This window comes from Streptomyces sp. WMMB 714 (assembly GCF_900090125.1).
Lineage (GTDB): Bacteria > Actinomycetota > Actinomycetes > Streptomycetales > Streptomycetaceae > Streptomyces > Streptomyces daqingensis.
Map to the genome: position 1 here is coordinate 273,851 of NZ_FMHJ01000001.1, position 18,876 is coordinate 292,726.

The following is an 18,876-nucleotide window of genomic DNA, read 5'->3' on the forward strand; positions in this document are numbered from 1 at the left end:
TCCGGGCGGACGCGGGGAGGCAGGCGCGTCAGGCCGCGTAGAGGCCGGGACGGCGGTCGGTCAGGTACGGGTTCTGCTCGCGGGAGGCAGCCAGCCGGCCCGTGTCCACCTCGGCGACCAGCAGTTCCTCGCCACGGCCCGCCCGCGCGGGCACCGAGCCGTCCGGGGCGGCGAGACAGCTCAGGCCGGCGAAGTCGAACTCCCCTTCGCGGCCCGCGCGGTTGGCGTACGCGACGTAGAGCTGGTTCTCAAAGGAGCGTGCCGGTACGAGTGTCCGTGGGACGATGTCGTAGGGCCTCATCAGGGCGGTCGGGACGGCCAGCAGTTCCGTGCCGGCCAGCGCGTGGGCCCGCACCGTCTCGGGGAACTCCACGTCGTAGCAGACGAGCAGCCCCACCCGGACCCCCTCCAGGTCCGCCTGGACGAGGAGCCGGCCGCCGGGTGTGTAGTGGGCCCGCTCGTAGCCGCCGTACAGGTGGGTCTTGCGGTAGCGGGCGAGCGTCCTGCCGTCCCTGCCGACGAGGGCGACGGAGTTGTAGACGGCGTCCGCGTCGCGCTCCGGGTGGCCGTAGACGATCGCGACGCCGTGACGGGAGGCGATGCCGGCGACCGCCCGCGCCGAAGGGCCGTCGGCGGTCTCGGCCGCGCCGGCCACGCCGTCACCCAACGCGTAGCCTGTCAGCGACAGTTCGGGCGTGACCAGCAGCCGTGCTCCCGCGGCGGCGGAGCGCCGGGCGGCGTCGTCGAGTGCGGCAAGGTTGCCGTCGACGGGCCGGGGCCCGCCGGCGGGACCCTGGAGCAGCGCAACGCGCAGCGACGTCATGGAACCTCTGCCTCGGGTGGTGCGTACGCGGGCCGGAGCCGGGCGCGTACAGACGTGCGGGGGTACGTTTCGACGGTACGGGGCCGCCCGGCGGCGGACAACACGCATCTGTTGCGCATATGGACGCTGTTCGTTGCGCCCATCGGCGCTCACACGACGATTCGTTGCACGGATGCGACGCGGACACGCCCTCGGGTCCGGGCGGCGGTGGCGCCGCTCGTGCGACGGGTGCCGAAGGCGTGAGGCCCCCGACGGCGTTCAGCGTGGGGCGCCCGCCGTGTAGCGGCGGAGGAGGGGGGAGAGAACCAGCACCGACTTCGTGCGCTCCACGAACGCCTCCCCCGCGATGCGCTCCAGCACCTGCTCGAAGTGGCGCATGTCGGCGGCGAACACCTGGACCATCGCGTCGGCGTCACCGGTGACGGTGGAGGCGGAGGCGACCTCCGGGTAGCGGGACAGCGCTCGCCGGATGTCCTCGGGGGCAGTCTTCGAGCGGCAGTACATCTCGATGTAGCCCTCCGTCTCCCAGCCGAGCGCCGCGGGGTCCACGCGCACCGTGAAGCCGGTGATGGCGCCTTCCTCGCGCAGCCGGTCCACACGGCGTTTGACGGCGGGAGCGGAGAGGCCGACCGCCGCGCCGATGTCCGCGTAGGAGCGGCGGGCGTCCTCGGCGAGGACGTGGACGATCGCTTCGTCGAGTTCGCTGAGAGGCACTGTGCGCGTCTCACTCTTCCGTGCTGGCTGTGGGCGCCTCGGGCCCGGGGGCGTTCCCCAGCCGGGAGCGGCGCATTCCGTAGCCGAAGTAGACCACAGCGCCCGCCGCCGTCCACACGCCGAACACCGCCCGGGTGACGGCGTCGTTCCCCCGCATGCCGGGGCGGCGGGTGCCGGTCGTACGGTCGTCCGGCGATCCCCGGACGCGTTCGGGGATCGCCGCGGTGCCGTCGACGCCGCTATGCCGTCCTCGCACAGGGCGGGGCGCCCCGCGTCACGCCGGCTGCGTCACGGTGGCCGCCGCGGCGGGGCGGTTCCTTACCGGCCTTGTCACCTGCCTGGCCACGCACGACGGCATCCCGGACGTCGCGAGCGCCGCTTCCCGCCGGTAGGTGCTGGGCGGCATGCCGACGAGCTCGGTGAAGCGGGTGCTGAACGTGCCCAGCGAGGAGCAGCCCACCGCGAAGCACACCTCGGTGACGCTGAGGTCGCCCCTGCGCAGGAGCGCCATCGCGCGCTCGATCCGCCTCGTCATCAGGTAGCCGTACGGGGACTCGCCGTACGCGAGCCGGAACTGGCGGCTGAGGTGGCCGGCCGACATGTGCGCGCCGCGTGCGAGCGCCTCGACGTCCAGCGGCTGGGCGTACTCCCTGTCGATGCGGTCCCGTACGCGGCGCAGCACCGCGAGGTCGCGCAGGCGCTGGGCCTCGGGTGTCGGGCGGTTCGGCGGCATGTCCGTATTCTCCCGGGCGGGCTCCCGGATCGTCCACTTCCGCGCGGGCTCGGGCGGCGGTGGACGGGCCCGCGTCGTGCCCGGACCCGTCCCGTCGTGGCGCCGGAGGTCGGCTCCGTTCAGCCGCCGACGTACGCGGCGAGGTGTTCGCCGGTGAGGGTGGAGCGCGCGGCGACCAGATCGGCGGGCGTCCCCTCGAAGACGATCCGGCCGCCGTCGTGTCCGGCACCGGGCCCCAGGTCGATGATCCAGTCGGCGTGCGCCATGACGGCCTGGTGGTGCTCGATGACGACGACGGACTTGCCGGAGTCCACCAGCCGGTCGAGCAGCCCCAGGAGCTGCTCGACATCGGCGAGGTGGAGGCCGGTCGTCGGCTCGTCGAGGATGTAGACGCCGCCCTTCTCTCCCATGTGGGTGGCCAGCTTGAGCCGCTGCCGTTCGCCGCCGGAGAGCGTGGTGAGCGGCTGTCCGAGCCGCAGGTAGCCCAGCCCGACGTCGGCGAGGCGGTCGAGGATGCGGTGCGCCGCGGGTGTGCGCGCCTCGCCGGAGCCGAAGAACTCCCCTGCCTCGGCCACCGACATCGCCAGTACCTCGCTGATGTCGCGTCCTCCGAGGTGGTGGGTGAGGACCGACGCCTCGAAGCGCTTGCCCTCGCACTCGTCGCAGGTGGTGGCGACGCCGGCCATCATCGCCAGGTCGGTGTAGATGACGCCCGCGCCGTTGCAGGTGGGGCACGCACCCTCGGAGTTGGCGCTGAAGAGTCCGGGCTTCACGCCGTTGGCTTTCGCGAACGCCTTGCGGACGGGGTCGAGGAGGCCCGTGTAGGTGGCCGGGTTGCTCCGCCGCGAGCCGCGGATCGCGCCTTGGTCGATCGCCACGACGCCCTCGTCGGCCGTCCCGGGCCTCTTCATCAGCGAGCCGTGCACGAGCGAACTCTTGCCGGAGCCGGCGACGCCGGTGATCACGACGAGCGCCCCCAGCGGGATGTCGACGTCCACGCCGCGCAGGTTGTGCGTCGTCGCACCGCGGATCTCCAGCGCGCCGGCGGGCTTCCGCACGTTCCGCTTCAGCACGGCCCGGTCGTCGAGGTGGCGGCCCGTGACGGTGCCGGCCGCGCGCAGCCCCCCGACGGTGCCCTCGAAGCAGACGGTGCCGCCCTCCGTACCGGCCCCGGGGCCGAGGTCGACGACGTGGTCGGCGATCGCGATCGTCTCCGGCTTGTGCTCCACCACGAGCACGGTGTTGCCCTTGTCGCGCAGTCGCAGCAGCAGATCGTTCATGCGCTGGATGTCGTGGGGGTGCAGGCCGATGGTGGGCTCGTCGAAGACGTAGGTGACGTCGGTGAGCGACGAGCCGAGGTGGCGGATCATCTTGACGCGCTGCGCCTCGCCGCCGGAGAGCGTGCCCGAGGGCCGGTCGAGGGAGAGGTAGCCGAGGCCGATCTCCACGAACGAGTCGAGCGTGCGCTGCAGCGTGGTCAGCAGCGGCGCGATGGAGGGCTCGTCGAGGCCCCGGACCCATTCGGTCAGGTCGCTGATCTGCATGGCGCAGGCGTCGGCGATGCTGATGCCCTTGATCTTCGACGAGCGGGCCGCCTCGCTGAGCCGGCTGCCGCCGCACTCCGGGCAGGCCGCGAAGGTGACGGCCCGTTCCACGAAGGCCCGGATGTGCGGCTGCAGGGACTCCTTGTCCTTGGAGAGGAAGGACTTCTGGATCTTGGGGATCAGCCCCTCGTAGGTGAGGTTCACGCCGTTGACCTTCACCTTGCTCGGCCCCCGGTGGAGGAAGTCGTGCATCTCCTTCTTGGTGAACTCGCGGATCGGCTTGTCCGGGTCGAGGAAACCGGACTGCGCGTAGAGGCCGACCGTCCAGACGTTGTCCGACTTCCAGCCCGGGATCGTGAACGCTCCCTCGGCGATGGACTTGGAGTCGTCGTAGAGCTGGGTGAGGTCGATGTCGGAGACCGTGCCCCGGCCTTCGCACCGCGTGCACATGCCGCCGGTGCGGCTGAAGGTGACCTTCTCGGCTTTGGACTTGTCGGCGCCGCGGTCGACGGTGATGGCACCGCTCGCCTTGACGGAGGCGACGTTGAAGGAGAAGGCGTTGGGCGAGCCGATGTACGGCTTGCCGAGGCGGCTGAAGAGGATGCGCAGCATGGCGTTGGCGTCGGTGGCGGTGCCGACGGTGGAGCGGATGTCGCCTCCCATGCGCTGCTGGTCGACGATGATCGCGGTCGTCAGGCCGTCGAGTACGTCGACCTCGGGCCGGGCCAGCGTCGGCATGAAGCCCTGCAGGAAGGCGCTGTACGTCTCGTTGATCAGCCGCTGCGACTCCGCGGCGATCGTGCCGAACACCAGCGAGCTCTTGCCCGAGCCGGAGACGCCGGTGAAGACCGTCAGCCGGCGTTTCGGGATCTCGATGCTGACGTCCTTGAGGTTGTTCTCGCGCGCGCCGTGCACGCGGATCATGTCGTGGCTGTCGGCGTCGTGTCCCGCCGGCGGCTGTGCGTCCGTCCTCGTGGCCTTGCTCATCGTGTCTCCATCCGGGAGGCGGGAGGGCCGCCCCCGCGGTCTGTGGTGTGGCCGGTGTCGCCTGACGCGATCTGACCGTTTCGAGCAGTAGGTCTGGTTCTACTTCGCCTGCGCGGCCCCGGCAACGGTCCGCCGTCGACCGGATCGGCGGATCCCGGGGCCGTGGCGGCGGCCGCCACCGCGGAAGGCCGCCGTCGCCGTCGGGGTCAGTGCAGCTGCTGGATGCGGAGCAGGTTGCCCGCGGGGTCGCGGACCGCGCAGTCGCGCACGCCGTAGGGCTGCTCGGTCGGCTCCTGGACGACTTCGGCGCTGCCGGCCTGCACCCGCTCGAAGGTTCCGTCGAGGTCGGGGGTGGCCAGGACGAGCGAGGCGTAGGTGCCCTTGGCCATCATCTCGGTGATGGTGCGGCGCTCGTCCTCGGTGACGCCGGGGTCGGCGGCCGGCGGATACAGCACGATGGACGTGCCGGGCTGGCCGGAGGGGCCGACGGTGATCCAGCGCATCCCCTCGTATCCCACGTCGTTGCGGACCTCGAAGCCGAGGGTGTCGCGGTAGAAGGCCAGGGAGGCGTCCGGATCGTCGTGCGGGAGGAAGCTCGCGTGAATGGTGATGTCCATGGCCGTCACGCTAGCCGCGGCCGGCTCGGCGGGCTTCTCGATTCCTGATCGGTCGGGACGGACCCGCGCGGGCCCTGGGCGACGGATTCACGGGCAGTGCGGTAGGGCCTTCGCCCACGAGCGGTCCGCGGTGAGGTAGGCGTCCAGCGTGAGGCCCGCCTCGGCGAGGGCGGCCTCGAAGCGCGACGTGCTCAGGTTGTGCGAGAAGAAGGTCTGGGTCCAGTGCAGGTCCTCGAAGTCGTAGCGGATGCACGTCCTGGAGACGTTCTCCTCCACCGGCTCCAGCGAGAGGACGGTGACGGCCATCTCCCCTCTGCTCCAGGTGCTTCCCGCTTTCAGCGTCTGGTGCAGGCCGTCGGGTTCGCGCTGGACGAGGACGCACCCGCCGGGCGCGACGTGGCGGGCGCAGGTCCGCAGCAGCCGCCCCCGGTGGGCCGCGTCGGCGGTATTGACGAGGAAGGAGGCGAGCGTCACCACGTCGAAGCGCCGGCCGAGGTCGAGGTCCTCGATCGCGGCGTGCACCACCGGCGCTCCGTCGATCTTCGCGAGCATCGCCTCGGACTCGTCGACGGCGGTGACCGCGAAGCCGCGCTCCAGCAGCGGCCGTGTCATCCGGCCCGCTCCGGCGCCGAGTTCGAGGAGGGTGGCGCCGGGCGGTGCGGCGGCGGCGATCACCGCCGTCTCGCCGTTCTCGGGGAGCCTGGCGTACATCTCCACCGAGCAGCCGTCGGGGGTGAATTCGCCGCTGCCGCTGCCTCTGTGCCCGTCACGGGAGTAGGTCGTCATGCTCCCATCGCAGCACCGTGCGGTCCTCTCCAGTAGTGATTCGCGTCAGGACGAAAGCCGCCCGGGCCGGAGACCGGTGTTCACCAACTGGCGTGGAGCGGCTTGCCTTCCGCGTATCCCGCGGCGCTCTGCACGCCCACGACCGCCTTCTCCGCGAACTCCTCGAGCGACGCGGCTCCCGCGTAGGTGCAGGAGGAGCGCAGTCCCGCGACGATGGCGTCGATCACGTCCTCGACTCCCGGGCGTGCGGGGTCGACGAACATCCGCGACGTGGAGATGCCCTCCTCGAACAGCGCCTTGCGGGCACGGTCGTACGCGGACTCCTCGCTGGTGCGGTTGCGTACGGCGCGGGCGGAGGCCATCCCGTAGGACTCCTTGTACGCACGGCCGTCCGCGGTCTGCTGGAGGTCGCCCGGCGACTCGTACGTCCCGGCGAACCAGGAGCCGATCATCACGTTCGACGCTCCGGCGGCCAGCGCCATCGCGACGTCCCGCGGATGCCGGATGCCGCCGTCCGCCCAGACGTACTTGCCGAACCTGCGTGCCTCGGCGGCGCACTCCAGCACGGCGGAGAACTGGGGGCGGCCCACGCCCGTCATCATCCGCGTGGTGCACATCGCGCCGGGGCCGACGCCCACCTTGACGATGTCGGCACCGGCCTCGACGAGGTCGCGCACGCCGTCGGCGGCGACGATGTTGCCTGCCACGACGGGGACTTGGGGCTTGAGCGCCCGTACGGCCCGGAGCGCTTCGATCATGCTCTCCTGGTGTCCGTGCGCCGTGTCCACGACGAGGGTGTCGACGCCCGCGTCCAGCAGCGCGCGGGCCTTGCCCGCCACGTCGCCGTTGATGCCGACGGCGGCGGCGACGCGCAGCCGCCCGGCCGCGTCGGTGGCCGGTGTGTAGAGCGTGGCCCGCAGGGCGCCCTTCCTGGTGAGGATGCCGGCGAGGCGGCCGTCGGCGTCGACGGCGGGGGCCAGCTTGCGGTGGGCGGCGTCCAGTTGGGCGAAGGCCTCACTCGGGTCGACGTCGGCCTTGAGGACCAGCAGGTCGCGGGACATCACCTCCGACAGCTGCGTGAACCGGTCCACGCCCGTCAGGTCGCCCTCCGTGACGACCCCCACCGGCCGCCCCTCCGAGATCACGACCCCCGCGCCGTGTGCGCGCTTGGGCAGCAGGGACAGCGCGTCGGCGGCCGTCTGCGTGGGCGCGAGCGTGATGGGGGTGTCCAGCACCAGATGACGGCGCTTGACCCACGCCGTGACCTCGGCGACGACGTCGATGGGAATGTCCTGGGGGATGACGACGAGCCCGCCGCGGCGGGCGACTGTCTCCGCCATCCGCCGCCCCGCGATGGCCGTCATGTTCGCGACGACCAGCGGGATCGTCGTGCCGCTGCCGTCGGGGGAGGCCAGGTCCACGGCCTGCCGCGAGCCGACGGCAGAGCGGCCGGGCACCATGAAGACGTCGTCGTACGTCAGGTCGTACGGGGGCCGCTGATCGTTCAGAAATCGCATACCGACTCTCTCACCTGCGTTGGCACTTCCGGGCGGGTGGGGAGTCCGAGCGGCCGGCGTCCGGCTGCGGCTCCTTTGTCCATCATCGCCGATCGCGGACGGGACCGGCCAGGCGGGTGCGCCGGCGGCGCGGGAGCCGGAGGTCCGGCGGGACGGCAGGCCCGTACACGGACGCACGCGGGGCCCGCACGGGCGGCAGGGAAGGCGGGCGCACACCGGCCGGGACGAGCGGCCTCGCGGCGGGCGAGCACCCTCCCCGATCCGGTTGCCAGGCCGCCGGAGCCGCATCTAATGTCCCGCTTGGACACATGAATCCATCCATGCTCGGGAGGCCGCAGGTGGGAAGGGCTCTCCCCACGTCCCAGCGCGCTTACGACTACGCGAAGGAACGGATACTCGAGGGCATCCTCGCCGGAGGCGAGCTCATCAGCGAGGGCACCGTCGCCGACGCCCTGGGCATCAGCCGTACACCGGTGCGCGAGGCGTTCCTGCGTCTGGAGGCCGAGGGGCTGCTGCGCCTCTATCCCAAGCGCGGCGCGGTCGTGGTGCCCGTCTCCGCGAAGGAGGTCGAGTCGGTCCTGGAGACGCGGGAGCTGATCGAGTCCTTCGCGGCGGAGAAGGTGGCGGCCCTGGGCGCGGCAGCGCTCGGGAAGCTGGTGGGCGAGCTGCGGGACCAGCTCCGGGAGCAGCGGAAGCTGCGTGAGGCCGGCGAGGGCAAGGCGTTCGTGGCGGCCGACCAGCTCTTCCACCAGATGATCGTCGCCGCCGCGGACAACCCGATCCTGCTCGACCTGTACGCGGGCCTGCGGGACCGCCAGCAGCGCATGGGGCTCTTCGCGGTCTTCCACGACGGCGACAGGCTGCGCGCCACGAACCACCAGCACGTCGAACTCGTCGACCTGCTGGAGCGCGGTGACGTCGCCGGCTACCGGACGGCGCTGCGCGGGCACCTGCGAGGCACCCGCGCAGCGGCTCTCGGCCGGCAGGACGGCCGGGACGGCGCCGTTCAGGACAGCAGCATCCACCCCAGCACGGGCGTGGACTGAAGGTAGACCAGCACGCACATCACCAGCAGCAGTGCCAGGCTCCAGCCCACGACCTTGCGGAGCAGTTCCGGCTCCCGTCCGCCCAGGCCCGTCGCGGCGGCGGCGATGGCGAGGTTCTGCGGGGAGAGCATCTTGCCGAGGACACCGCCCGAACTGTTGGCGGCGGCCAGCAGTTCGGGCTGGTAGCCGGAGTTCTTGGCGGCCGTCACCTGGAGGATGCCGAAGAGCGCGTTGGCCGAGGTGTCGGAGCCGGTGACCGCGACGCCCAGCCATCCCAGGACCGGCGAGAGGAAGGCCAGTGCGGCGCCCGCGCCCGCGATGAAGTGGCCGATCGTGGACGTCTGTCCGGACAGGTTCATCACGTAGGCCAGCGCCAGCACGGTGGCGACCGTCAGGATGGCCCAGCGCAGCTGATGGAGCGTCCGGCCGTAGGCCCGTACGGCGACGCCCGGCGCGATCGACAGCAGGAGGGCGGTGAGCACTCCGCTGAGGAGCAGCATCGTGCCGGTCGCGGGCAGCCAGTTGAAGTTGAAGACCGTGGAGGCCGCCGGTTCGCCGCTGACAGGGTCGGCGACGTCCAGTCCCGGCCAGTCGAAGAGCACGGAGCCCTTCTCCAGGAGCGTCTTCACCGAGGGGATCTGGGTGACCGCGAAGACGATGATGATCACGGCGTACGGGAGGTAGGCCTTCACCGCGGCTGCGGTGCTGTCCTGAGCCTCGGTGTGGGTTCCCGTGGTGGTGCCGCCACCCTTGTCCGTGCGGGCGCCGCCCGCTGCCGGCGACGGGGCACCGGCACCGCCTTCGCCTCCGGCCCCGGGAGCCGTGGCCCCGCCGTCGCCGTCGTCCGCTGCCGCCGGTGCGGGCCCTCCGGGCGTGTACGTGCGGCCCACGCGCATGACGAGCACCAGCACGCCCACGGAGAACAACGCGGCGACCACGTCGGTGAGTTCGACGGAGAGGTAGTTGGACGTGACGAACTGGGCCGCCGCGAACGCGAGTCCGCACGCGAAGGCGGGGATCCACGTCTGCCGGACGCCGCGCCGCCCGTCGACCAGGTAGACCAGCAGCACGGGGACGATCGCCGCGAGCAGCGGGGTCTGCCGTCCGACCGTGGAGGAGACGTCCGCGAGGGGCAGGCCCGTCAGTTCGGAGAGGGTGATGACGGGAGTGCCCATGGCGCCGAAGGCCACGGGTGCTGTGTTCGCCACGAGCGCCACCGTCGCGGCCTTGAACGGTTTGAAGCCGAGCGCGATGAGCATCACCGAGCTGATCGCCACGGGAGCCCCGAACCCGGCCAGGGCTTCCAGCAGCGCCCCGAAGCAGAAGGCGACGATCACGGCCTGCAGACGCTGGTCGTCCGACAGCTTGCCGAAGGAGCGCCGGAGCACTTCGAAGTGCCCGGTGTCGACGGTCATCTGGTAGACCCACAGGGCGTTGACCACGATCCACATGATCGGGAACAGGCCGAACAGGGCACCCAGCACCGCGGAGTTGAGGCTCTGCCCGACGGGCATCCCGTAGACGGCGACGGCTACGACTATCGAGGTGGCCAGGGCGGCGAGCGCGGAGAGCCACGCCTGGATGCGCAGGACGCCGAGCATGACGAAGAAGACGGCAAGCGGCAGCGCCGCGACGAGGGACGACCACCCCAATGAGCCGCCGAGCGGGTCGAGTACGGGTTGGAACACGGTGCCTCCGGTGGCGAGTTGGGACTCGGGGGACGACTCACCAGGGCTTGACGCCGCGTATGGAGGCGTCGACGACCTGGACGGGGTGCAGCACGGGCAGCTCCGAGTCGAGGTGCCGCGAGATCTGCAGCAGGCAGCCGGGGTTGGCGGTCACCACGGCTTCGGGCGCCGTCGAGCGGACGTTGGCGGCCTTGCGGCGGCCGAGCTCTTCGGCGGATTCGGGTTGCACGAGGTTGTAGACGCCCGCCGAGCCGCAGCACATGTCCGACTCCGGGATGTCGACGACCTCCAACTCGGGTACGGCGCTCAGGACTTCGCGGGGCGCCCGGCGGACGCCCTGAGCGTGTGCGAGGTGGCATGCCTCGTGGTGGGCGAGCCGGGCGGGTACGGGGTGGCGCGGGGCGAGGGGCGGCAGCTCGGCGAGGAGTTCGGAGATGTCGCGGACCTTGGCCGCGAACCACTCGGCCCGCTCCGCGAATTCGGGATCGCCCGCGAGCAGGCGCCCGTACTCCTTGAGGGCCGAACCGCAGCCCGCCACGTTGACGACGACGGCGTCGACCTCGAGGTCCTCGAAGGTCTCGATGAGCCGCTTGGCCCGTACGACGGCCTCCTCCTCCCGTCCGGCGTGCTCGCTGAGCGCACCGCAGCAGCCCTGCTCGCGGGGCGCCACGACGTCGCAGCCCTCGGCCGTGAGCACCCGCACCGTCGCCTCGTTGACGTGCGCGAAGAAAACCTGCTGCACGCAGCCGGTCACCATGCCCACCGTGCGGCGCGCGGCCGGTGCGGAGGCCGGTCCCCTCGCGGGGCTGCGCTCGGGGGTGCGGCGGAGGGCGGAGCGCAGCGGCACATCCGGCATGAGGGCCTCCAGGGCCCGCAGCCGGGCGGGCAGCCGGCCCGTTACACCGGTCCTCTTCAGCAGGCGCCGGACGCCGAGCCGCTGGTAGAGGGCCCCCAGCACCGCGGCCGGGCGGAGCCGCCGCGGATAGGGGAAGAGGCGGAAGATCAGCCCGCGGAAGGCCCGGTCGGCTCTCGTGCGCGCCCAGTTGCGCTCGATCTGCGGCCGGACGCTCTGGATGAGCCGGTCGTACTGGACGCCGGACGGGCACGCCGTGACGCAGGCCATGCATCCGAGGCAGTTGTCGAAGTGGCCCACCGCGGCGGCGTCGAGAGGCGCCTCGCCCTCGCCGATGAGCTTCATCTGGTAGATCCGGCCGCGCGGCGAGTTCATCTCCTCGCCGGTGAGGGCGTACGTGGGGCATGCGGGCAGGCAGAAGCCGCAGTGCACGCAGTCCGAGATGAGGTCCGGCGAGGGCGGGTCGTGGGCGTCGAAGCCCTGGCCCTGTGCCGGGCCCTGAGGGGACTGCGGATCGGGCGTTCCGCCGTGCGGCGAGATCATGCGGCGCTCCCTGGGGGTGGGCCGGTGTACGAGTGCCGGGGCGTGTACGGGTGCCGGGGCGTGTACGGGTGCTTGTCGGGACGGTTCGGAGCCGGGAGGCGTACGGATGTCGGAGCTGAAACGGGGGTCGGAGGAGATAGGGGTGTCGGAGGAAAACGGGAAGGGAGGGTTCAGAACCAGGGATGGAAACGGCCCGGTGCGCACAGCCCGCCGGGATCGAACTGCCGCTTGATCGCCCGCATCACGGGCGCCGTCGAGGGGGCCGGGCCCCAGGAGGCGGCCAGCGCGTCGACGCCTGCGCGGCGGCGCCGCAGCGTCACGGAGCCGCCGGCGGCGTGCACGGCCTCTCGCCAGGCGGTGACGCAGGCGGCGTGATCCGCCGCCTCTCCCCCGCTCAGCACGACGGTGTGGACGCCCTGCGCGATGCCGCTCACGAGCCTCGCCGTCATGTCCGTGTCCCGCGTCAGGGCCGTCAACTCGGCGTGCAGGGCGGGCAGTCGGGACGGGCGTGTTCCGGCCCGCAGCACCGTCCGGCCGTCCTCGCCGGCGACGAGACGGGCGAGTGCCTGCCACGCGGCGTGCTCGTCCTCCTCGCCGAGCACGCGGGCGCCGGCCAGCTCGGGGAGGCCGGCCGCGAGCCTGCCCCGGGCGGACGTGCTCTCCCGGGTGCCGTGGAAGCGGATCAGCAGACGCTCCCCCTCCCACTCGACGGCGACCGGTTCGAGCGGCGAGCGCATCACGGCACGTGCGGCCCGCAGGGCCTGCCCGGGGTCGCCGGTCTCCAGCGCGACCGTGGCCGTCGACTCGGGCAGCGGATGCACCCGCAGGTTGAGCCGGGCCACCAGGCCGAACGCGCCGAGCGACCCCGCCATGAGCTTCGCCAGGTCGTAACCGGCGACGTTCTTGATGACGTCGCCGCCCGTCCGCACCACGGAGCCGTCGGAGAGCACGAGCGTCGCGCCGATCACGAGGTCGCTGAGCCCGCCGTACTTCAGGCGCCGGGGCCCCGTGTCGCCTCCGGCGAGGAGGCCGCCGAGCGTCGCACCCGCGCGCTCGGTCGGGGCGTCGAGCGGCAGCCACTGGCCGGCGGGTGCCAGCAGCTCCTGGAGGCGGGAGAGGGGCATCCCCGCCTCCACGCCGACCGTCCAGTCCTCCGGCGCGTGGCTGACGAGCCCGTCCAGCGAGCCGGTCTCCACCACGAGGTCGGTCCTGCCGACCGGCGCGCCCCAGTCGAGGGCGCTCCCGGCGCCGGTGAACAGCAGCGACTGCTTCTCACGCGCCGCCGTCCCGAGCGCTTCGGCCGCCTCGGCGAGGCTCGTGGGACGTACGCGCGGGGCACCTGCGCCCGGCGCCCCGCCGGACTCGCCGGAGGGCCGGGGGACGCCCGGCTCGCGTACGGCTGCGGGTGGTTCGTCCGCCATCTCACCTCACCACCTTTCGATCACGCCGGCCGTCTCCAGCGGATGCGGCCGGTAGCGTCCCGGACTCTCCCCGCACAACCGCGGAGTGGGCAGCACCTTCCCCGGGTTGGCCAGCCCGGCGGGGTCGAAGGAGCTGCGCAGCCGCCGCATCACCTCGAGGTCCTCCTCGCCGAACATCTTCGGCATGGAGCACGCCTTGTCGAGGCCGATGCCGTGCTCGCCGCTGAGCGACCCGCCCAACTCGACGCACATCTCGGCGATCTCGCTCGACAGCCGCTCGGCCCGTTCGGCCTCGCCCGCCTGCTCGTCGAAGAGGACCAGTGGGTGCAGGTTGCCGTCCCCCGCGTGGAAGACGTTGGCCACGCGCAGTCCCTCGGCGCGCGACATCGCGGCGATGCGGCTGAGCGCTTCGGCGAGCCGCGTACGCGGGACGACGCCGTCCTGGACGAAGTAGTCGGGGCTGATGCGTCCCACGGCGGCGAAGGCGGCCTTGCGGCCCTTCCAGATGCGTGCCCGCTCCTCGGCGTCCGTGGCGATGCGGATGTGCGTGGTGCCCTTCTGACGGCACAGGGCGACGACTCTCTCGAACTGCTCGTCGCACTCGTCCTCCATGCCGTCGAGCTCGACGACCAGAGCGGCCGTCGCGTCGAGGCTGTACCCGGCGTGCACGGCGGCCTCGCTCGCCTCGATGGCGAGCGCGTCGAGCATCTCCACGGCCGCGGGCACGATGCCGGACGCCATGATCCCGCTCACGGCCTCGCCCGCCGCCTCCACGGTCGGGAAGTCGGCGACGAGCGTCCGCACGCTCTGCGGCGTGCGCAGCAGCCGCACCGTGATCTCCGTCGCGATCCCGAGGGTGCCCTCGGAGCCGATGAACAGCCCGCGCAGATCGGGGCCGGCGGTCTCCGGCCCGTCCCCGCCGAGCCGCACCACCGAGCCGTCCGGCAGCACGACCGTCAGCGCGGTGACGTGGTGGACCGTGAAGCCGTACTTCACGCAGTGGGCGCCGCCGGAGTTCTCCGCGACGTTGCCGCCGATCGTGCACACCACCTGGCTGGACGGGTCGGGCGCGTAGTAGAGGCCGTGCGGGGCAGCCACCTTGGAGATCTCGGCGTTGGTGACGCCGGGCTGGAGGACCATCGTGCGGTCGTCGGGATCGAAGTCCAGGACTTGCCGCATGCGGGCGAGGGAGATGACCACCCCTTGCGCGACGGGCACCGCTCCCCCGGAGAGGCCCGTTCCCGCGCCCCGTGCGACGAAGGGCAGTTCCGCCTCCCCGCAGAGGGTGACCGCCGCCGCGACCTGTTCCGTGGTGCGGGGCAGGAGCACCAGGGCGGGGACTTCACGGAAGCCGGTAAGGCCGTCACACTCGTAGGTCCGCAGCTGGAGCGGATCGGTCAGTACGGCGTCCCGTCCGAGCGCGGCCTCGAACCTCTTGCGCAGGGCGGTGTCGATCATGACGCCGTGCCTCCTGACCCGTAGTCCTCCCGGCAGAACGGCAGTTCAGCGAATTCCGAAGTCCGGTATTCAAAGACCGCGCCACGGAACCTAGGGGCCTTGCATCTATGGGTCAACCCTTCGTTGCATCTATGTTTCGCAACGGGATCGTCGAGGATTCGTGCAGGGATGACCACGGGTAACGCCCGAGGAACGCCGTGCTCGGCGGCTGCGGACGGGAGACGCCCGGCAGCACGGAGGCGGCGACGACGATCGGAGGCGTGCCGCATGGACGGAGCCGACACCGACGAGGAGTCGGTGCGTTCGCTTCTGCGCGCCCAGCACCCGGACCTCGCGCAGCTCCCGCTCCGGCTGGTGGCAGGCGGCTGGGCGAACCGGATGTGGCGGCTCGGGGACGAGCTGGCCCTCCGCCTGCCCCGCACGACCACGGGGCCCTCCCGCCTCCGCCACGAGCAGCGGTGGCTGCCCGAACTGGCGCATCGACTGCCGCTTCCGGTGCCTGCCCCTGTACGGGCGGGCGAGCCGTCGGAGGTGTTCCCGCGGTCCTGGGCCGTCACGAGGTGGGTCCCCGGCGAACCGGGCGATGGTGCCGCCATGCACCGCGGCGCCGACGCGGCCCTCGCGATGGCCGGATTCCTCAAGGCCCTCCACCGGCCCGCCCCCGCCGAGGCACCGTCCAACCCGGGCCGGGGCATCTCCCTCCGGAAGCTCACCCGGCAGTTCGAGGAGCGGTTCGCCAAGGTGGCGCCGACCGCCGTTCCCGACGGCCGCGCCAGCGAGTTGCACGACGTGTGGGAGGAAGCCGTCGCGGCAGCCGAATGGGACGGTCCGCCGATGTGGCTGCACGCCGATCTGCACCCCGCGAACGTCGTCGTCTCCGCAGGAACGCTCTCCGGAGTCATCGACTTCGGGGAGCTCTGCGCCGGGGACCCCGCCGCCGATCTCGCGGGGGCGTGGCTCGTCCTGCCGGACGGTTCGGCCGCGCGCTTCCTCGACTCCTACGGCAGCGCCGACGAGTCGACGGTTCGCCGCGCGAAGGGCTGGGCCGCGCTGCACGCGCTGTCCCTCGTCGACATCGGCAGGGCGGGACGCGAGGGTCTGCCCGGCGGTCAGCCGACGTGGGAGCCCGCGGGCCTGCGGGCACTGGCCCGTCTCCTCGCGTCGCGCCGGGCCCGCTGACGACGGCTCCCCGCATCCGGGGTCGGCCGGGTGCCGCTCACGTTCGCCTGACGGGACGCCCGGCGTGAGACTACGATCACCGTGAGTGACGATCGCCGCCGGAACGCAGACGGGGAGCAACTGTGCCCGCACCGAAGAACCTTGACCCGTCCGCCTCCCTGGCAGCCCTGTACGGCGCGAAGTTGCGCAAGCTGCGCGGCCGGGCCGGCTGGACCCAGCGCGAGCTGGGCGAGAAGATCCCCGTCGCCCACAGCCGCATCGCGCAGTTCGAGCTGGGCAACGAGACGCCGCCGGAGGACGTCTGCCGCAGACTCGACGAACTCCTCGGCGCGGACGGTGACTTGATCGACCTCTGGGGCCACGTCCGCCGGACGCCGTTCCCCGACTGGGCGCGGATGTTCATGGAGTACGAGGCCAGAGCGACTGCGATGCACAAGTACATGGCGCACAGCGTGCCGGGCCTGCTCCAGACGGAGGCGTACGCCCGTGAAGTGCTCCGGCTGGGCCAGCCCTGGTGCACGGGAAGAGAGATCGACGAGAAGGTCGCCGCGCGCATCAGCCGCCAGAGCCTTCTTCGCCGAGCTCAACCGCCGCTGCTCTGGGTCGTCCTGGACGAGGCCGTCATCCGCAGGCCCGTCGGAGGCGGCGCGGTGATGCGCGAGCAACTGGACCGCCTGATCGGCGTGTCCGAGGCGCCGGGAGTGGAAATCCAGGTACTTCCCTTCGACGCCGGGGGCCACTCGGCGATGGGCGGGTCGCTCACTCTGCTGTCGTTCGACAACTCACCCGACGTGGCCTACCTGGAGGCGGGCCACTCGGGCCAGTTGGTGGAGGAACGAGCGATGGTCGCCAGGCATTCGTACCGATACGATCTCGTGCACGCCAGAGCACTGCCGCCCGAAGCATCAACAGCCTTGCTCCACGAGGCGATGGAGGATTTCGGAACATGCGCGACGCAGGCAGTCACGTGAACTGTGCCCGATGGCGCAAGAGCACCTACAGCGACGGGGGTGGCGGCGACTGCGTCGAAGTCGCCGATGGAATCCCCGGCGCCGTCCCCGTCCGCGACAGCAAAGACCCAGCCCGTCCTGCCCTGCGTTTCCGCCCGGCGGCGTGGACGGTCTTCGTCGCATCCCTCAAGTCCCCCGCGCTCCCCCGCCTCTGAGGGGCCGGCGCGCCCGACGAGCTGCCCGGCCGTGACCGTCGCCGAGCAGTACCTCGCAGTCGAGGTCGACGACGCCGACCACCGGGTGCGGGAACCGCTTCGGCGACGGACGGCGGACCACGACATCGTGTTCCGCCCGCGCTTCGAACTCTTGTGACCCGGCACGGAGTTGGGGCGCGTCAGGCCGTGGCTCGGTCCGGGTGCGGATCAGGCGGGAGCCGCCGGGGTGGTACCGCGGATCAGGTCGGCTGCCTTCTCCGCGATCATGATCGTGGGTGCGTTGGTGTTGCCACGCACCAGTTCCGGCATGACCGAGGCGTCGGCCACCCGCAGCCCGGCCACGCCGTGCACGTTCAACTCGTGGTCCACGACCCGCCCCATGGAGCAGGTGCCCGCCGGATGGTAGAGCGTGTGCAACTCGCGGCGGGCGAAGTCGAGGAGGTCGGCGTCGCTGTCCGAGCGCGGCACGCTGTAGTCACCGCGCCGGTGTGCCCGCAGGCTGGGCTGGTCGGCGATGTCGAGCAGCAGCCGCAGGGCCCGCACCGCCGCCGCACGGTCCTCCTCCGTGGCGAGGTAGTTGTGCGTGATGCGCGGCTTGGCGCTGGGAAGCGTCGACCGGAGGGAGACCTTGCCGCGGCTGGTCGCGTCGAGCAGCACCGCGCCGTGGTGGAAGCCGTGCGCGAAGGGCACACCGAGGCCCTCCTCGTGGAACAGGGCCGGGACCGCGTGGAGTTGGATGTCCGGGGCGTCCAGCCCGTCAGCCGAGTGCAGGAAACCGCCGACCTCCCCCACGTTCGAGGTGAGCGGGCCGCGGCCCTCCGACTCCAGCAGCGCCAGGTTCTCCGGGGTCTCCGCCGTCCACAGCGATTCGGTGTCGGTGAGGTGGATGAGGGGGAGGTGTGCGTGGTCCTGAAGGTTCTCCCCGACCGGCAGATCCACGCGGGGCTCGATGCCGAGCGCTGCGAGTTCGGAAGCGACGCCGATACCGGAAAGCATCAGCAGCTGAGGGGAGTTGTAGGCGCCCGCAGTGAGGACGACCTCCCGCTCGGCACGCATCTCTTCCACGACTCCGCCCCGGTCGGTCTCGACGCCGACGACACGGTCCCCGGAGAACAGCAACCTGGTGCACAGGGCACCGCTCAGCACACGGAGGTTGGGCCGTTCCATGGCGGGGCGCAGGTAGGCGTCGGCGGTGCTGCACCGCAGCCCGTTCCGCTGAGTGAGGTCGTAGTAGCCGACGCCGTCCTGCCGGGGGCCGTTGAAGTCGGGGTTGAACGGATGTCCCGCCTCCTGCGCCGCCTCCACGTACGCGGTCATGAGCGGGCTGCGCGAGCGTCCCTCGCTGACCGTGAGCGGCCCGCCCGCCGCGTGCCAGTCCGACGAGCCGGCGTGGTGGTCCTCCGCCCGTAAGAAGTAGGGGAAGACGTCGCCCCAGCTCCATCCCTCGGCCCCGGCAGCGGCCCAGGCGTCGTAGTCCAGCCGGTTGCCCCGGATGTAGATCATCGCGTTCATCGACGACGAGCCGCCGAACATCCGCCCCCGCGGGAGGTAGCACCGGCGCCCGTCCAACCCCGGCTCGGGCTCCGTCGCGTAGTCCCAGTCGTACTTGGTGCGGAACAACTTCCCGAAAGCGGCGGGCACATGGATTTCCTTGGCGTCGTCGGCCGGGCCTGCCTCCACCAGCAGTACGCGGACGCCGGGGTCTTCCGAGAGCCTGGCGGCCAGGACGCAGCCGGCCGATCCGGCGCCGACGACGATGTAGTCGTGCAGGTCATGCATTGGCTTCCCCTCGATCGCGGTGA

Annotated in this window: 18 protein-coding genes; 4 read left to right on the forward strand and 14 right to left on the reverse strand. The window is 72.0% G+C overall.

Going from position 1 to position 18,876, the window contains the following annotated elements; translation table 11 throughout:
- Nucleotides 1–28: 28 nt before the first annotated feature.
- The 8 genes from H181DRAFT_RS01010 to H181DRAFT_RS01045 all read right to left on the reverse strand — a co-directional run bounded on the left by H181DRAFT_RS01010 (nucleotide 29) and on the right by H181DRAFT_RS01045 (nucleotide 7,721).
- Entirely contained in the window at nucleotides 29–823 is a 795-nt protein-coding gene (locus tag H181DRAFT_RS01010) for a carbon-nitrogen hydrolase family protein (protein ID WP_045862210.1), read from the reverse strand.
- 258 nt (nucleotides 824–1,081) lie between these two features.
- On the reverse strand, nucleotides 1,082–1,537 hold the full coding sequence (locus tag H181DRAFT_RS01015; RefSeq protein ID WP_045862211.1) for an Lrp/AsnC family transcriptional regulator: 456 nt from the start codon (nucleotides 1,535–1,537) through the stop codon (nucleotides 1,082–1,084).
- 10 nt (nucleotides 1,538–1,547) lie between these two features.
- A complete protein-coding gene (locus H181DRAFT_RS01020; protein WP_045862212.1) occupies nucleotides 1,548–1,793 on the reverse strand; it encodes a hypothetical protein in 246 nt (81 codons plus the stop codon).
- Between the two features lie 18 nt (nucleotides 1,794–1,811).
- Nucleotides 1,812–2,270: a helix-turn-helix transcriptional regulator gene (locus H181DRAFT_RS01025; protein WP_045862213.1), complete on the reverse strand. Its 459-nt coding sequence runs from the start codon at nucleotides 2,268–2,270 to the stop codon at nucleotides 1,812–1,814.
- 119 nt (nucleotides 2,271–2,389) lie between these two features.
- Nucleotides 2,390–4,801 carry an ATP-binding cassette domain-containing protein gene (locus H181DRAFT_RS01030; RefSeq protein ID WP_045862214.1) on the reverse strand — a complete coding sequence of 804 codons (2,412 nt, stop codon included), beginning with the start codon at nucleotides 4,799–4,801 and terminating at the stop codon, nucleotides 2,390–2,392.
- A gap of 206 nt (nucleotides 4,802–5,007) precedes the next feature.
- Nucleotides 5,008–5,418, reverse strand: a complete 411-nt coding sequence (locus H181DRAFT_RS01035; protein ID WP_045862533.1) for a VOC family protein — start codon at nucleotides 5,416–5,418, stop codon at nucleotides 5,008–5,010.
- An 87-nt stretch (nucleotides 5,419–5,505) separates the two neighbouring features.
- Nucleotides 5,506–6,204: a class I SAM-dependent methyltransferase gene (locus H181DRAFT_RS01040; protein ID WP_045862215.1), complete on the reverse strand. Its 699-nt coding sequence runs from the start codon at nucleotides 6,202–6,204 to the stop codon at nucleotides 5,506–5,508.
- 80 nt (nucleotides 6,205–6,284) lie between these two features.
- On the reverse strand, nucleotides 6,285–7,721 hold the full coding sequence (locus H181DRAFT_RS01045) for a GuaB1 family IMP dehydrogenase-related protein (protein WP_045862216.1): 1,437 nt from the start codon (nucleotides 7,719–7,721) through the stop codon (nucleotides 6,285–6,287).
- Between the two features lie 338 nt (nucleotides 7,722–8,059).
- On the opposite strand from H181DRAFT_RS01045, the gene H181DRAFT_RS01050 reads away from it, so the two are divergent.
- Nucleotides 8,060–8,767, forward strand: a complete 708-nt coding sequence (locus H181DRAFT_RS01050) for a GntR family transcriptional regulator (RefSeq protein WP_074467677.1) — start codon at nucleotides 8,060–8,062, stop codon at nucleotides 8,765–8,767.
- Here the strand turns inward: H181DRAFT_RS01050 and H181DRAFT_RS01055 are convergent.
- The 4 genes from H181DRAFT_RS01055 to H181DRAFT_RS01070 form a co-directional block, all read right to left on the reverse strand.
- Entirely contained in the window at nucleotides 8,728–10,455 is a 1,728-nt protein-coding gene (locus tag H181DRAFT_RS01055) for an L-lactate permease (RefSeq protein ID WP_045862218.1), read from the reverse strand. The genes H181DRAFT_RS01050 and H181DRAFT_RS01055 overlap by 40 nt on opposite strands.
- A gap of 37 nt (nucleotides 10,456–10,492) precedes the next feature.
- On the reverse strand, nucleotides 10,493–11,851 hold the full coding sequence (locus H181DRAFT_RS01060) for a (Fe-S)-binding protein (protein WP_045862219.1): 1,359 nt from the start codon (nucleotides 11,849–11,851) through the stop codon (nucleotides 10,493–10,495).
- 170 nt (nucleotides 11,852–12,021) lie between these two features.
- Nucleotides 12,022–13,272: an FAD-binding oxidoreductase gene (locus H181DRAFT_RS01065; protein WP_052708399.1), complete on the reverse strand. Its 1,251-nt coding sequence runs from the start codon at nucleotides 13,270–13,272 to the stop codon at nucleotides 12,022–12,024.
- 6 nt (nucleotides 13,273–13,278) lie between these two features.
- Entirely contained in the window at nucleotides 13,279–14,730 is a 1,452-nt protein-coding gene (locus tag H181DRAFT_RS01070; protein ID WP_045862220.1) for an FAD-linked oxidase C-terminal domain-containing protein, read from the reverse strand.
- Nucleotides 14,731–14,997: 267 nt separating this feature from the next.
- On the opposite strand from H181DRAFT_RS01070, the gene H181DRAFT_RS01075 reads away from it, so the two are divergent.
- The 3 genes from H181DRAFT_RS01075 (at nucleotide 14,998) to H181DRAFT_RS29710 (ending at nucleotide 17,074) form a co-directional block, all read left to right on the forward strand.
- Nucleotides 14,998–15,909 (forward strand): aminoglycoside phosphotransferase family protein, encoded by a 912-nt coding sequence (locus H181DRAFT_RS01075; RefSeq protein ID WP_045862221.1) that lies wholly within the window; start codon nucleotides 14,998–15,000, stop codon nucleotides 15,907–15,909.
- A 122-nt stretch (nucleotides 15,910–16,031) separates the two neighbouring features.
- The gene (locus H181DRAFT_RS01080) at nucleotides 16,032–16,880 is read left to right on the forward strand and encodes a helix-turn-helix domain-containing protein (RefSeq protein ID WP_074467657.1); all 849 of its coding nucleotides are present in this window, start codon (nucleotides 16,032–16,034) and stop codon (nucleotides 16,878–16,880) included.
- Nucleotides 16,856–17,074 carry a DUF397 domain-containing protein gene (locus tag H181DRAFT_RS29710; protein ID WP_074467658.1) on the forward strand — a complete coding sequence of 73 codons (219 nt, stop codon included), beginning with the start codon at nucleotides 16,856–16,858 and terminating at the stop codon, nucleotides 17,072–17,074. Before H181DRAFT_RS01080 ends, H181DRAFT_RS29710 begins: the two co-directional genes overlap by 25 nt.
- Here H181DRAFT_RS29710 and H181DRAFT_RS30210 read toward each other — a convergent pair.
- A complete protein-coding gene (locus H181DRAFT_RS30210; RefSeq protein ID WP_368073244.1) occupies nucleotides 17,046–17,195 on the reverse strand; it encodes a hypothetical protein in 150 nt (49 codons plus the stop codon). The genes H181DRAFT_RS29710 and H181DRAFT_RS30210 overlap by 29 nt on opposite strands.
- 86 nt (nucleotides 17,196–17,281) lie before the next feature.
- A complete protein-coding gene (locus H181DRAFT_RS01095) occupies nucleotides 17,282–18,853 on the reverse strand; it encodes a GMC family oxidoreductase (RefSeq protein ID WP_045862222.1) in 1,572 nt (523 codons plus the stop codon).
- Between the last annotated feature and the right edge of the window lie 23 nt (nucleotides 18,854–18,876).

Excerpts from the sequence above, each read along its gene's own strand:
- H181DRAFT_RS01010 (WP_045862210.1), bottom strand. The coding sequence starts at position 823 with ATGACGTCGCTGCGCGTTGCGCTGCTCCAGGGTCCCGCCGGCGGGCCC.
- H181DRAFT_RS01025 (WP_045862213.1), bottom strand. The coding sequence starts at position 2,270 with ATGCCGCCGAACCGCCCGACACCCGAGGCCCAGCGCCTGCGCGACCTC.
- H181DRAFT_RS01030 (WP_045862214.1), bottom strand. The coding sequence starts at position 4,801 with ATGAGCAAGGCCACGAGGACGGACGCACAGCCGCCGGCGGGACACGAC.
- H181DRAFT_RS01035 (WP_045862533.1), bottom strand. The coding sequence starts at position 5,418 with ATGGACATCACCATTCACGCGAGCTTCCTCCCGCACGACGATCCGGAC.
- H181DRAFT_RS01040 (WP_045862215.1), bottom strand. The coding sequence starts at position 6,204 with ATGACGACCTACTCCCGTGACGGGCACAGAGGCAGCGGCAGCGGCGAA.
- H181DRAFT_RS01045 (WP_045862216.1), bottom strand. The coding sequence starts at position 7,721 with ATGCGATTTCTGAACGATCAGCGGCCCCCGTACGACCTGACGTACGAC.
- H181DRAFT_RS01060 (WP_045862219.1), bottom strand. The coding sequence starts at position 11,851 with ATGATCTCGCCGCACGGCGGAACGCCCGATCCGCAGTCCCCTCAGGGC.
- H181DRAFT_RS01065 (WP_052708399.1), bottom strand. The coding sequence starts at position 13,272 with ATGGCGGACGAACCACCCGCAGCCGTACGCGAGCCGGGCGTCCCCCGG.
- H181DRAFT_RS01070 (WP_045862220.1), bottom strand. The coding sequence starts at position 14,730 with ATGATCGACACCGCCCTGCGCAAGAGGTTCGAGGCCGCGCTCGGACGG.
- H181DRAFT_RS01075 (WP_045862221.1), top strand. The coding sequence starts at position 14,998 with ATGGACGGAGCCGACACCGACGAGGAGTCGGTGCGTTCGCTTCTGCGC.
- H181DRAFT_RS29710 (WP_074467658.1), top strand. The coding sequence starts at position 16,856 with ATGCGCGACGCAGGCAGTCACGTGAACTGTGCCCGATGGCGCAAGAGC.
- H181DRAFT_RS01095 (WP_045862222.1), bottom strand. The coding sequence starts at position 18,853 with ATGCATGACCTGCACGACTACATCGTCGTCGGCGCCGGATCGGCCGGC.